The 12304-nt window shown below is 63.0% G+C and carries 12 protein-coding genes; 11 read left to right on the top strand and 1 reads right to left on the bottom strand.

Translation table 11 applies throughout. The features are described from left to right. On the top strand, positions 1-1245 hold a 1245-nt coding region (locus ACTOZL_RS07650; protein ID WP_482477679.1), incomplete at its 5' end, for a Spy0128 family protein. An 83-nt stretch (positions 1246-1328) separates the two neighbouring features. On the opposite strand, the gene ACTOZL_RS07645 is transcribed toward ACTOZL_RS07650, so the two are convergent. Next, positions 1329-1847: a YcxB family protein gene (locus ACTOZL_RS07645; protein WP_482477678.1), complete on the bottom strand. Its 519-nt coding sequence runs from the start codon at positions 1845-1847 to the stop codon at positions 1329-1331. Positions 1848-2005: 158 nt separating this feature from the next. Here ACTOZL_RS07645 and ACTOZL_RS07640 point away from each other — a divergent pair, with 158 nt between their 5' ends. The 10 genes from ACTOZL_RS07640 (at position 2006) to ACTOZL_RS07595 (ending at position 12120) form a co-directional block, all read left to right on the top strand. Further along, on the top strand, positions 2006-2326 hold the full coding sequence (locus ACTOZL_RS07640) for a cell division protein ZapA (protein ID WP_482477677.1): 321 nt from the start codon (positions 2006-2008) through the stop codon (positions 2324-2326). Then, the gene (locus tag ACTOZL_RS07635; RefSeq protein WP_482477676.1) at positions 2323-4395 is read left to right on the top strand and encodes a U32 family peptidase; all 2073 of its coding nucleotides are present in this window, start codon (positions 2323-2325) and stop codon (positions 4393-4395) included. Before ACTOZL_RS07640 ends, ACTOZL_RS07635 begins: the two co-directional genes overlap by 4 nt. 81 nt (positions 4396-4476) lie before the next feature. Continuing rightward, positions 4477-5316, top strand: a complete 840-nt coding sequence (locus tag ACTOZL_RS07630) for a Cof-type HAD-IIB family hydrolase (RefSeq protein WP_482477675.1) — start codon at positions 4477-4479, stop codon at positions 5314-5316. Between the two features lie 173 nt (positions 5317-5489). After that, positions 5490-6029 (top strand): RNA polymerase sigma factor, encoded by a 540-nt coding sequence (locus ACTOZL_RS07625; protein ID WP_482477673.1) that lies wholly within the window; start codon positions 5490-5492, stop codon positions 6027-6029. Then, positions 6022-6801, top strand: a complete 780-nt coding sequence (locus ACTOZL_RS07620) for a hypothetical protein (RefSeq protein ID WP_482477671.1) — start codon at positions 6022-6024, stop codon at positions 6799-6801. Before ACTOZL_RS07625 ends, ACTOZL_RS07620 begins: the two co-directional genes overlap by 8 nt. Continuing rightward, positions 6785-7639 carry an ATP-binding cassette domain-containing protein gene (locus tag ACTOZL_RS07615; RefSeq protein ID WP_482477670.1) on the top strand — a complete coding sequence of 285 codons (855 nt, stop codon included), beginning with the start codon at positions 6785-6787 and terminating at the stop codon, positions 7637-7639. Before ACTOZL_RS07620 ends, ACTOZL_RS07615 begins: the two co-directional genes overlap by 17 nt. After that, a complete protein-coding gene (locus tag ACTOZL_RS07610; RefSeq protein ID WP_482477669.1) occupies positions 7636-8784 on the top strand; it encodes an ABC transporter permease subunit in 1149 nt (382 codons plus the stop codon). Before ACTOZL_RS07615 ends, ACTOZL_RS07610 begins: the two co-directional genes overlap by 4 nt. A 1-nt stretch (position 8785) precedes the next feature. Beyond that, positions 8786-10108: an ABC transporter permease gene (locus tag ACTOZL_RS07605; protein WP_482477668.1), complete on the top strand. Its 1323-nt coding sequence runs from the start codon at positions 8786-8788 to the stop codon at positions 10106-10108. Positions 10109-10166: 58 nt separating this feature from the next. After that, the gene (locus ACTOZL_RS07600) at positions 10167-11150 is read left to right on the top strand and encodes an Rpn family recombination-promoting nuclease/putative transposase (RefSeq protein ID WP_482477667.1); all 984 of its coding nucleotides are present in this window, start codon (positions 10167-10169) and stop codon (positions 11148-11150) included. A gap of 64 nt (positions 11151-11214) precedes the next feature. Further along, positions 11215-12120 carry a penicillin-binding transpeptidase domain-containing protein gene (locus ACTOZL_RS07595; RefSeq protein ID WP_482477665.1) on the top strand — a complete coding sequence of 302 codons (906 nt, stop codon included), beginning with the start codon at positions 11215-11217 and terminating at the stop codon, positions 12118-12120. The last annotated feature ends 184 nt before the right edge of the window (positions 12121-12304 follow it).

Genomic DNA, 12304 nt, shown 5'->3' with positions numbered 1-12304 from the left:
GAAATGGCCAACTGGGCTGGCTGGAAGATTAACTTTGACTCTTATACTGACACATCGGGTGCCAAGTTTACAGAGGTCAAAGACCCCACAGCAGCCATCCATGGTGACCAGCTCCTGGGCCTGACTTCCAATGCCAGCGATAAGGCAATCGCGGCAGCATGGGCTGCCGCCAATGCTGCCACTGGCGGCGGTGTTCTCATCAGTGGCAACTACTCCGCAATGGACGGCGGCGGTATCGCCAACAACGGTATCTTAACCATTGGTGCAACAGACTCCGAGGAGACAGAGAATGCCCCTGAACTGGATCTGTCAAAGACCCTTGAGAACGTCGAAGATCGAGAAGGGGCAACAAGCCTCCAAAAGGACGAATTCTCTTTCAACCTGAAAGATGATGATGGCAACATCATCGAAATGAAGAACACCGCAAACGGCAAGTGGACTTATAATTTCAAGGACTATTCTGAGAAGTTCAACGCTGCTAAGAATGGCACTGAATTCAAGTTCACTGTCAGTGAGGATCAAAGCAATAAGGTTGAGAACATCGAATACGACCTTACCACGTATGAGGTTATCATCAAGGTTTCTGTCGATGAGATATCCGCAAATGTTGGTGGAATGACCTATAACGTTATCACTCGCCTCCTTACCCCCACCATTATGAAAGTCACTGATAAAAATGGTGATCCGGTGAATGAGCCAGTTAGCGTACTCGAGTTCGTCAACACTTACACTGCTCCGGAGAAGCCTGAGGTGCCTGAGGTGCCCGAGGTGCCTGAGGTGCCCGAAAAGCCCCCCGTGGATCCCGTGGATCCCCCCGAGAAGCCTCCCGTGGATCCCCCCGAGAAGCCCGAGGAGAAGCCTGAGGAGAAGCCCCCCGTGGAGGAAACTCCCGAGGAACCCCCCGTGGACGTCCCTGATGAGGAGCCTCCCCTGGTGGAAATCCCCGAGGAACCCCCCGTGGACATCCCTGATGAGGAGCCCCCCCTGGTGGAAATCCCTGACGAGCAGCCCCCCCTGGTGGAGATTCCCGAGCCGGATGTCCCCCGCGCCCCTGCCACCCCTGTGGTAGAGGTGCCTGACCCCGAAGTGCCCCTGGTGGACATTCCCGAGGAGGACGTCCCCCTGGCAGATGTCCCGGCCACCGGAGACAACAGCGGTCTCTGGATGGTCCTGGGCCTGGTTGCTTGCGCCGGCCTGGCTTACTTCTTCCTGGATGAGAAGAAGCGCCAGAACGAGGCCAAGTAAGCTCCCTTTCCCACGCGCAAAACGCGGCCCGGTTTTCCGGGCCGCGTTCCTTTTTTGCGGTCAAAGCGCCGCCCAGGGGCGGCTTATTTTATGTATTGAACCTCTAGGCCCGTGCGTTCCCGGATAAAGCCCCGGAACGCCTCCGCCGTCCCCCCTTCCAGGCTGGTCTTGTCATAGAGCTGGGCGGGGCTGTGGTCAAAGAGAAAGACAAAATACAAGGGGGTCTCCGCCACCTGGGCGATGTTGTCATAGCGCCACACCGTGTCCCCTGACCCGTTGGCCAAGCGGTAGCCCTGGTCGTTGAAAGCACTGAGCACCTGCCGCTTCTCCCGGGGGATGCGCCGGAGGGCAAAACCACCGTTGATGCGGTCCTCATAGGCCATCACCAGCAGGATCACCACCGCCGGAAGAAGGGTCGTGAACAGGCTCAGGGACGAGAACCGCCCCCCCGTGGGCAGGGCCAGGAAGATGGCAAAGGCCACGATAAACAGGCCTACCATCCGCAGCCGGCGGTTGTAGCTGGCGCGCACCGTCTTGCGCAGCACCCGGGCCAGGGTGGCCATGGTGCGCTGGTCGTAATGGGTCATGAAACTGAATTCCATCTAAGCACCTCCTCTCTCCCCTCCATGATAGCGAAAATCCCCCCGTTGTCAAGGGTGGGATTTTTTTACTCCCAGGGGAATCCATCGACAAAAAACCGAAACTATGGTATACTATCTACAAAATTCCGTTGACCTGAACTATTTGAGGAGGAATCCACATGGCAACGCCCATTACAGTCGTAATCCGCAACCAACAATACCGCATCGTAGCAGACGAGGACGAGGCTTACATCCTGGCCTGCGCCGAGATGGTGAACAAGGCCCTGGAAGAAGCCCTGAAGGGCACCACCCTCTCCCTGGCCGACGGGGCCGTCCTGGCCGCGATGAACCTGGCCGACCGCTGCTGCAAGGAGCGCCAGGTCACCGACAACCTGCGCGCCCAACTGAAAGAGGCTTTGGACGAAAACGCCCGGCTCTCCAAAGAGATGGGGGACAGGCGCAAAAAGGCAAAACCCAGCAGCAAGGGTGAAACTGAATGATGGAACTACTCGCCCCTGCTGGGTCCCAAGAGGCCTTGCGCGCCGCCGTCCAGGCCGGGGCGGACGCAGTATACCTGGGCTGCGGCCCCCTCAACGCCCGGCAAAATGCCAAAAACTTCACCCCGGAGGAGCTGCCCCAGGCGGTGGCCTATTGCCACCTCCGGGGGGTGAAGGTTTACCTGACCATGAACACCCTGCTCACCGACCGGGAGCTGCCCCAGGCCGCCCGCCTGGGGGCCCAGGCCAGCGCCGCCGGGGTGGACGCCATCCTGGTCCAGGACCTGGGGGTGGCCAAGCTCCTCCGGGAGAGCTGCCCTGACGTGCCCCTCCACGGCTCCACCCAAATGACCGTGTGTACCCTCTCTGGCATCCAGGCCTGCGCAGACCTGGGGCTGGAACGGGTGGTCCTGGCCCGGGAGCTGCCAAAGGACGCCCTAAAATTCCTCTGCCGGCATTCCCCCATTGCCTTGGAGGTGTTCGCCCACGGGGCCCTATGCCTGTGCTACAGCGGCCAATGCGCCCTCTCCGCCATGGTGGGGGGCCGCAGCGGCAACCGGGGGCTGTGCGCCCAGCCCTGCCGCCTGCCCTACCAGGCCCCTGGGGGCGGCAAGGGGCATCCCCTGTCCCTGAAAGACTTGGCCCTGGTGGATGCCCTGGCGGAGTTGGAGGACATGGGGGTGGCCTGTGTGAAGATTGAGGGGCGGATGAAGCGGCCGGAGTATGTCTCCCTGGTCACCGGGGTGTATGCCGCCGCCCTCCGGGGCCGCCGCGCCCCCACCCCGGCAGAGCGGGAGGCCTTGGAGGCCGCCTTCTCCCGGGGCTTCACCGACGGATACTATCAGGACCAGGTAGGCCCCGCCATGCTGGGCACCCGTCCGGAAGGGCAGCGGGAGCCGGAGGCCCTCTTTGCCCAGGCACGCCAGGACTATGCCCGGGAACAGCGCCGGGTGCCCCTGTCCATTTTCGCCCAGCTGCGCCGGGACCAGCCCTTGACCGTGGCGGCCAAGGACGAGCAGGGCCATCAGGTGGTGGCCCTGGGGGACTGCCCCGAAGCCGCTCGCACCCGGGCCATGACCCAGGAACAACTGGAAGCCCAGTTGAGGAAAACCGGCGGCACCGTCTACACCCCTACCACCGTACAGGCCCAGGTGGAGGAGGGACTATCTGTGCCCCTGTCGGCGGTAAACGCCCTGCGCCGCCAGGCCTTAGAGGCCATGGACCAGGCCCGGACGGCAGTCCCCCCCCGGCGCACCCTGCCCCTCACCCTGCCTGGGAAGGGGGTGCCCTCTGGCCAGTCCCCCAAGCTATCCCTGTCCTTCCGGCGCTGGGAGCAGCTCTCCGAGGAAACCTTGGCCCTGGGGCCGGGGCTGGTGTATCTGCCCAGCCAGGCGCTGGAAGCCCACCAGGAGGCCTTGGCGGATTGGGCCGCCCGCTATCCGGGCACCCGCTTCGCCGTGTCCTTCCCCCGGGTTTATTGGGACCGGGAACTGCCCCAGCTGCGCCGGGAGCTCACCGCCGCCCAGAAGGCGGGAGTGGACTGCGCCCTGCTCCACCACATCGGCCAACTCCCCCTGGCCGCAGAGTTCGGCTTTGCCCCCCGGGGGGATTTCGACTTAGGGCTGCTCAACAGCTTCACCGCCCGGGAGCTGGCCCGGCTGGGCTTCGTCTCCGCCACCGGGAGCTTTGAGGGGCGCTTGGAACAGCTGCGGGATTTGGAAAAGCCCCTGGAATTTGAGCTTTTGGCTTACGGGCAGCTCCCCCTGATGATTACCCAGCAGGACCTGCCAGGCAACCAGGGGGGACAAGACGCCCTGGACCTCCGGGACCGGAAGGGGGCGGACTTCCCCGTGGAACCAGCCTGGGGGGGCCGCAGTGAGCTATTCAACGGCAAGTGCCTGTGGCTGGCGGACCGCCAGGACGCCCTGGCCGCGGCGGGGGCCCATTGGCTCCGCCTGCACTTCCTCCGGGAGGATGCCAGCCAGTGCGCCGCCGTGGTGCGGGCCTACCAACAGGGGGACCCACCCCCAGAGCAGTTTACCCGCGGCCTCTACTACCGGGGGGTACAGTGAGAAATCCGTGCCGCAGCCCCTGCGGCACGCTGTTTTTCCCCCCTGTGCCATAACAAATACGACTAAAAAGGAGGGCTGGACATGCCGCGCATTCGCCTGGTCGCCCTGGACCTGGACGGCACCCTGCTCAACAGCGAGAAATTGATCTCCCCCCGGAACCTGGCGGCCCTGGCCGCCTTGGAGGAACGGGGCATTCTCATGGTCCCCATCACCGGCCGGCCCTTCCAGGGCCTGCCCCCCTGCGTCCTGGACCTGCCAGGGCTGCGCTACACCGTGACCTCCAACGGGGCCACCATCCGGGACTTGGCCCGGAATACCATCCTCCTAGAGCGCCACCTCTCCGCCCAGGCCGCCCTGGCCGTCCTGGACGCCTGCCGGGACTTCCCCATGATCCGGGAGGTGTTCCGGGCGGGGGTGGGCTACCTCTCCCAGGGGGACCTGGACGCCCTATGCCAGCGCTACCAGGCCGACCCCGCCATGCGCCGCTATGTGCTGGACAGCCGCAAGGTCCTCCCCGGCACCGTGGAGGACTTCCTCCTGGCGGATGGGGAAGCGGTGGAGGAGCTGTTTTTCCTCACAGACAGCGTGGCGGAGAAGCAGCGCCTGTACCAACGCCTTGCCCCCCTGCCGGGAATCGCCTTTGCCGACCCCTTCCCCCGGGACCTGGAAGTGATTGCCCAGGGCATCGACAAGGGGGAATCCCTGCGCTACTTATTGGAGCTGTTGGGGCTCTCCCCCCAGGAGGTCCTTGCCATGGGGGACCGGGCCAGCGACATCTCCATGCTCCAACTGGCCGGCATCGGCGTGGCCCCCGCCAACGCCGACCCAGAGGTCAAGGACGCCGCCAACCACATCACCGTTTCCTGCGACCAGGACGCGGTTGCCCTGGCCCTGGAACGCTTCGTTCTCAACGACCCCTGACGGTTCATAATGCCGGGGGCCGAAAAGGCCTGACCCCAAACAAGCTGATAACACGGCCAGGGCCGGGAACCCCAAGAGGTTCCCGGCCCTGGCCGTTCAACCATAAAAATTTTTCATTTTCCTGCAACGATACGCCCAAAATAACGAATATATCAACATAAGGGGGTGAGGCCATGGACCAAGAGAGCAAATGGGTCCGGGACATCCAGCGCCACGGCGACAAGGCCCAGGCATCCGCCGAAGCGCTCATCGGTGCCTATTACAACGAGATCTATGTCTTTGCCTACCGCCAGACCGGCCACAAGGAGGACGCCATGGACCTCACCCAGGACATTTTCCTGGCAGTCCTGCGTGCCCTGCCCCGCTTCGACCGGCGGAAGGCCGGGTTCCGCACCTGGCTCTACCGCATCGCCACCAACAAGTCCATCGACCGCCGCCGCCGCTTCCAGCCGGTCACCGTCCCCCTGGACAGCCTGGAACTCCCCGCCCCAGAGGGGGCCCTGGAACAGCTCCAAGACCGCCAGCTCTTAGCCCAGGTGGAGGCCTATGTGGCCCGGCAGGACCCCCAGCTCCAAGCGGTGTTCCGCCTGCGCCTCTACGGGGAGAAAAGTTTTCCAGAAATCGCCGCCATCCTGGGCCTGGGGGAGAGCGCGGTGAAGAGCCAATACTACCGCCTCCTGGGGCGGCTGAGAAAGGAGTTTTCCCATGAATGACCGCATCCCCCTCCCCTCCCCCCAGGAGCGGGAGGCCGCCATCCGGCGCATCGCCGCCCAAGGCCTCTCCCCCCGGCAGCCCCTGTGGCGGCGGCTGTCCCCGGAGGTGCTCTTCTTCGGGGTACAGGACAGCCTGCGCCTGGGAGGCCTGCTCTTCCTCCTAGGGCTGCTCCCCGCCGCCCTGGCCGCCAACTATCTGGCCTACAGCGGTACCGCGTATTACCCCCCCGGTGACCCCCTGGCCGCCTTCAACGGCCTGCCGCCAGAGGGATTGGCCCCCCTGGTGGTCCTCACCGCCCCCCTGCTCTACGCCACCCTTCAGGCCCTCACCACCTGGCAGGAACGGCTCCAAGGCACCTTGGAGTGGAAACGCACCTGCCTCATCACCCCGGAGCTGCTCCTATCCCTGCGCACGGCGGTGTTCGGCGGGGCCGCCGCCGTCCTGTGCCTGCCCATGAACTACCTGTTCTGGCAGCTCATGGGGGAGCAGGGCTCCTTCTTCTGGATGCTGGGGGCCTCCTACGCCTGCCTGTTCCTCTACGCCGCCCTGACCCTGTTCCTAGGCCAGGACAGCCTCGCCCTCCCGGCTCTGTGGCTGTTTCTGGGGGTGGTCCTGACCCGGTTTAAGCTGGTAGCCCTGCTGCTTCTGTGTACCCCCGCCCTGGTCTGCTTCCTCTTCGCCGCCGGGGCCCTGGGGCTGTTCCTATATCGTCTGCGCCGGACTCTCTCGGCAGCACAAAAAGGAGGCCGTCTTGATGGCACTGTCTGTTGAACACGTCACGAAACGTTTTGGATCATTCACCGCCCTAGAGGACATCACCCTCTCCTTCACCCCTGGGGTCTACGGGCTCCTGGCCCCCAACGGGGCGGGAAAGACCACCCTCATCAAGCTCCTCACCACCCTGCTCTTCCCCACCCAGGGGCAGATTTTATGGGAGGGGGAGGACATCTTCGCCCTGGGGGCGGACTACCGGGCCCTGTTGGGCTACCTGCCCCAGCAGTTCGGCTACTACCCCAGCTACAGCCCCCGGCGCTTCCTGGGCTACACCGCCGCCCTGCAATGCCTGCCCAAGGCCCAGGGGGCACGCCGGGCGGAGGAGCTCTTGGCCCTGGTGGGCCTCTCGGAGGCCATGGACAAGCCCATGAAAACCTTTTCCGGGGGGATGCTCCAACGGGTGGGCATCGCCGCGGCCATGCTCACCGACCCGGCCCTTCTTATCCTGGACGAGCCCACCGCCGGGCTGGACCCCCGGGAGCGGGTGCGCTTTCGGAACCTGATCCACAGCTTCGCCCGGGAGCGCATTGTCATCCTCTCCACCCACATCGTCTCGGACATCGAGACCATTGCCGGGCAGATTGTCATGCTCCGGGACCACCGGCTCTTCTGCTGCGACAGCCCCGCCGCGGTGTGCCAAACATTCCAGGGGAAGATTTTTGAGCTGCCCCTGGGCCTCCCTCTGGCCCCAGGCCAACGGCTCCTCAGCGAACGGCAAGGGGAGCAGGGGGCGGTGCAGCGGCTGTACTGTCCGGAGCCGCCCCCGGGCGGCGTGGCGGTGGAGCCGGGGTTGGAGGACGCCTTCCTGTCCATTTACCAGGAGGGGAGCCTATGATGCTGCTGTGTCATGAATGGCGCAAGCTGCTGCGCCTGCCGGTGTTATGGGGCTTCCTGGCCCTGTGCCTGGCCTTCAACGGCCTGCTGCTGTATCAGGCGGACGGCCTCCGGGGCTGGTTCAACCAGGGCAGCGCCCTGGCCTCCACCCTGGGGCAGCGGATGGACGGGGCCTTTGTCCAGGCCCTGGAACAGCGGCCCCCCAGTGAATATGGCAGCGCCGTCCTGGACGCCGCCAGGACAGGGGAAAACATCTTTGAGACCTTCCAGCTAGACAAGCTGTGCGCGTACTATCAAAATGGGGTCCTACAGCATTCCCCCTGGGCCCAGGAGAAAATGGCGGAGAAATACGCCAAGCTGGCCCCCCGCCAGGCCCATCTGGCCCAGACCCAGGCGGCCCTGGACCTCTACGCCGGCCCCGCCACCCAGGCCGCCCATCAATTCCTCTACGGCACCCTGTTCCGGGCCCTGACCGCAGAGGGGGCCATCTTGGGGATGCTCGGCACCCTGTTCCTCCTGGGCTATGAGGGGATGCACCGCACCACCCTCATGGTGTACAGCACCCGCACCGGACGGCGGCGCTTGGTGCTGGGGAAGCTCACCGCCGGGGCCCTGGCGGCGGGGGCGCTGTTCCTGCTGCTGTGTGCCGTGACCCTCGCCGCCTACTTCACCCTCTGGGACTATCAGGGTGTCTGGGGGGCCAGTGTGTCCAGCCAATTCAACTACATCACTGAAATGCTGGTGCGGCGGCCCTTCCTCCCCTGGGCGGACTTCACCGTGGGGGGCTATCTGGCGGCAGCGGTCGCCCTGGGGACGCTCCTCTGCGGGGCCTGCGCCCTGTTGGCGGGGCTCATCGGGGCCCTGACCCCCAACGTCTATTCCGCCGCCTTGCTGCTGGTCCTGCTGCTGCTGGGAGGCACCTACCTCCAAACCCTTGCCGCCCAGGAGGAGGCCTGGCAGGGCTATTTCCTCCTAAACCTCCAACCCACCGCCACCTGGCTGAGCCTCTCCGGCTGGTTTACGGAGCTGGGGCTCAGCGCCCTGGTGCCCTGGCAGGAGACCAAGGCCACCCTGCTGTGCCTGGCCCTCTTTGCCGGAGGCGGGGCCTTGGCGGCGTGGTTCCTCGCCAGAAAGGATGTGAGCTGACATGCGCCTGTTTCGACAGGAGTTGTTCAAAATCATCAACCCCCTGGTCCTGGCCGTGTTGGCCGTGCTGGGGGTGGTATACTTCTTCCTCTTCGCCTCCTTTTCCATTGAGTATTTCAGCAACGGGGAGAACGCCAAGGCCCTGTTCCAGCTTTCCAGCGGCTGGGCCCAGCGCTACGGCCCCACCCTGGAGCCGGAGGAGCGGGCAGCGCTGGACGGGCAGCGGGAGAAGATGTTGGAGGAGTTTTCCAGCCTGCTTGCAGGCTTCGCCCAGCGGCGGCTGGCGTCGCTGCAGGAAAGGTACGACTACGACATGAGCCACGGCTATCCCTTCGATTGGGAGGAATGGAAGCGGGATGTGGCGTTCTACCAAAACCTCCCCTTCCACGACTACAACAGCTTCCTGGCCTACAGCCAAGCGGCCCTGGAATACCAGGAGCGCAACGGCATTGAGGACTGGAATACCCTCCAAGAGGCCTATCCCTACGCGGGGACAAATGGCCCCATCCCCGAAGTGACAAACTATTACCAAATCCAAGCCCTGGACAGCTTCCTGGAAGCATACGATAACCTGGAACATAACAGCTACTACCAGACAGCCGCGTTCCAAGCCGCCCCCCAGCCCCTTCAGGAGCGCATCCGGGCCTTGGACGCCGGAGGCCGGGGCTACCTGCCCCAGTCTGTTTTGGATTCCACCAGCCAGTACGCCCAGCACCTAGCCCTGTGGGTGGTGCTCAGCGTGGTGCTCCTGCTCTCTCCCACCCTGGTGCGGGACCGCCTCCACCGGATGCGTCCCCAGCAATGGGCCTCCCGCCAGGGGCGGGTGCGGGTGCTGCAAGCCCAGATGGCCGCCGCCCTGGTGAGCGCCTTGGTGCTCACGGTGGTAAACCTGGCCGCCTATGCCCTCCCCTATCTCAGCCAGGGCCCCCTGTGCTTCCGAGATTTCTCCCTCTACAACCGCTACAGCGGCGCACTGTTCCCCTGGTTCGACTGGAGCTTTGGGGCATACCTCCTGGTGCTGGTGGGGATGTGTTTGCTCTTAGGGCTGGGGGCCGGGGCCTTGACGGTATTCCTGTCCCAGTACAGCGGCAACTACGTGGCCATGCTGCTCAAGGCGGTACCCTTATTCCTGCTGGCTGGCGCCCTCTTCGCCCCTTGGGTGATGAAATACGCCTTTTTCAACCGGCCTGTGCTTGCGGGCGGCACCGCCGCCCTGTTTCCAGGGGCGGAGCTGCTGTGTGTGCTGGCCTTACTGGCCTTGGGCGCGGCCCTGTGTGCCCTGGCCTGTTGGCGGCAGGGGAAGCGGGAGTTGTTGGGCCCCTGAAAAAGGGATGGACGTTCCGGGGCAGCCGTGGTAAAATAGAAGCAACGAGGTGAGGCCCGTGGATATAGGGACAACCATGGCCCAAGGGCTGGCAGATACCAATGCCCGGTACGACGCGGCTTGTAAGCGGGTGCTGTCGGAAAAGTTTATCCTGGCGTGGATTATGAAGTCCTGTCTGGAAGAGTATCGAGATTGCAGCGTCCGGGAGATTGCGGAGAAGTATATTGAGGGGCAGCCCCAGGTGTCCGCTATCCCGGTGTTGCCGGATGAGAGCGGCACCGTCATTCACGGCTTGGATACCGAGGATAAATCCATCCATGAGGGTACGGTCACTTATGATATCCGCTTCCGGGCTATCGTCCCCGGCACAGAAGATGTGATCGCCTTGATCGTCAACGTGGAGGCCCAGAACGATTACTACCCTGGCTATCCCATCCTGAAACGGGGCATATACTATGGCAGCCGGATGATTTCTTCCCAGTACGGCCGGGAATTTACCGGTTCCCACTATGAGAAGATCAAGAAAGTCTATTCCATCTGGATTTGCATGGACCCGCCCAAACGGAAGGAAAATACCATCAACCGCTATCGTTTGGTGGAAGAACGGTTGGTAGGGGAATCCATAGAACCTGCGAAAGACTACGACCTGCTGTCCGTTGTCATGATCTGTTTGGGCAGGCCAGAGGGGGAGAACTACCAGGGTGTGTTGAAAATGCTGGATGTGTTATTCTCCACTGAAACTAGCGTAGTGGACAAAAAGAAACTCTTAGAGGATGAGTATGACATTCCAATGACGCAGAAACTGGATGAGGAGGTGTCGTCTATGTGTAACTTGAGTGAAGGCGTGATGCGCAAAGGTATGGCCAGGGGGATAGCCAAAGGTGTGGCCAAAGGTGTGGCCAAAGGCCGCACGGAAGGGATCGTATCCTCCATCCAAAGCCTCATGGAAACCATGAACCTTTCCCCAGACCAAGCCATGGCGGCGCTGAAGGTGCCGGAGGCGGAGCGGCAAAAATACGTAGAGCTTTTGAAAAAACAATAACGAGCAAACGCCCCGATACAGCTGATCGGGGCGTTTACTTCACTATGACAGAAGGGGCTACACCATGAAACACATAAAAATCGGGATCGCTCTGCTTGCGCTGGCACTTTTGGCGGGGTGTGCCGGGGAAGCCGTCCCGCCGGAGCAGGCGGGTGGCGGGGACATTTCGCTGTCCCAACCGCCCCCAGAGGAACCGGCGGAAATCATAGAGGCCGACTGGTCCAGCCAGTTTGACGGGTTGACTGGGGCGGCAGTCCTCTACGACCCGGAGGAAAACAGCTATTGGGTTTACAACCCAGCGTTGGCAAACACCCGGCGCTCCCCTTGCTCTACCTTCAAGATCATCGCCTCCCTCATCGGCCTGGAAACCGGCACGATTGACCCGGAGGATTCTGTGCGGGCTTGGAGCGGGGAGGTATTCTGGAACGAAGACTGGAACAGGGACCTGGACTTTGAATCGGCCTTTCGCTTCTCCTGTGTGTGGTATTTCCGTCAAGTGACCGATGAGATCGGGAAAGCGGCCATACAACGGGGGTTGGATGCCCTGCAATACGGCAACTGTGACTGCTCTGACTGGGAAGGCCGGAGCAATACCAACAACGACAACCGGGCACTGACTGGGTTTTGGCTCGAATCCTCCCTGAAAATCTCCCCCAGGGAACAGGCGGACGTGATGTACAAGCTCTTTGGCGGCCAGTCAGACGTTTCCCCCCAAACCCTGGCCTGGCTGGAACGGGTCATGCTGTGCCTGGAAGAGAGCCGGGACGGCCTTGGCCTCTACGGGAAAACGGGGATGGGCAAAGCCGAGGGCGTTGTGGTGGATGCCTGGTTCACAGGCTTTGCTGACCTGGAGGGAAAGCGCGTTTACTTTTGCGTCTACCTGGGGGAGTCCCCGGGGAAAGATGTGTCCAGCTCCAAGGCCAAGGAGATCGCGGTGTCGCTGCTCTCCTCGTATTCCGCAGCCGTGTAGCAACATCAAACGCAGAAATTCCAATGCTGCCATGATAATGGAAAAACGCTGTGGACGGGGTTTCCCATTGGGTGGGGCTTACGTTTGCGGCTATGAATCTTAAAAAGTTAGCCCTTCGGGCTTGGGCTCTTTGACAAACGGACGGGGCAGGGACGACAAAGGTCCCTGCCCCCGTTTTACGCAT

The organism is Evtepia sp. (assembly GCF_056797215.1).
The sequence above is the reverse complement of the archived record's forward strand: the minus strand, read 5'-3'. Positions and strand labels throughout refer to the sequence as shown.

Coding starts and splice junctions, on each gene's coding strand:
- ACTOZL_RS07645 (WP_482477678.1), bottom strand. CDS start 1,847: ATGGAATTCAGTTTCATGACCCATTACGACCAGCGCACCATGGCCACC.
- ACTOZL_RS07640 (WP_482477677.1), top strand. CDS start 2,006: ATGGCAACGCCCATTACAGTCGTAATCCGCAACCAACAATACCGCATC.
- ACTOZL_RS07635 (WP_482477676.1), top strand. CDS start 2,323: ATGATGGAACTACTCGCCCCTGCTGGGTCCCAAGAGGCCTTGCGCGCC.
- ACTOZL_RS07630 (WP_482477675.1), top strand. CDS start 4,477: ATGCCGCGCATTCGCCTGGTCGCCCTGGACCTGGACGGCACCCTGCTC.
- ACTOZL_RS07625 (WP_482477673.1), top strand. CDS start 5,490: ATGGACCAAGAGAGCAAATGGGTCCGGGACATCCAGCGCCACGGCGAC.
- ACTOZL_RS07620 (WP_482477671.1), top strand. CDS start 6,022: ATGAATGACCGCATCCCCCTCCCCTCCCCCCAGGAGCGGGAGGCCGCC.
- ACTOZL_RS07615 (WP_482477670.1), top strand. CDS start 6,785: ATGGCACTGTCTGTTGAACACGTCACGAAACGTTTTGGATCATTCACC.
- ACTOZL_RS07610 (WP_482477669.1), top strand. CDS start 7,636: ATGATGCTGCTGTGTCATGAATGGCGCAAGCTGCTGCGCCTGCCGGTG.
- ACTOZL_RS07605 (WP_482477668.1), top strand. CDS start 8,786: ATGCGCCTGTTTCGACAGGAGTTGTTCAAAATCATCAACCCCCTGGTC.
- ACTOZL_RS07595 (WP_482477665.1), top strand. CDS start 11,215: ATGAAACACATAAAAATCGGGATCGCTCTGCTTGCGCTGGCACTTTTG.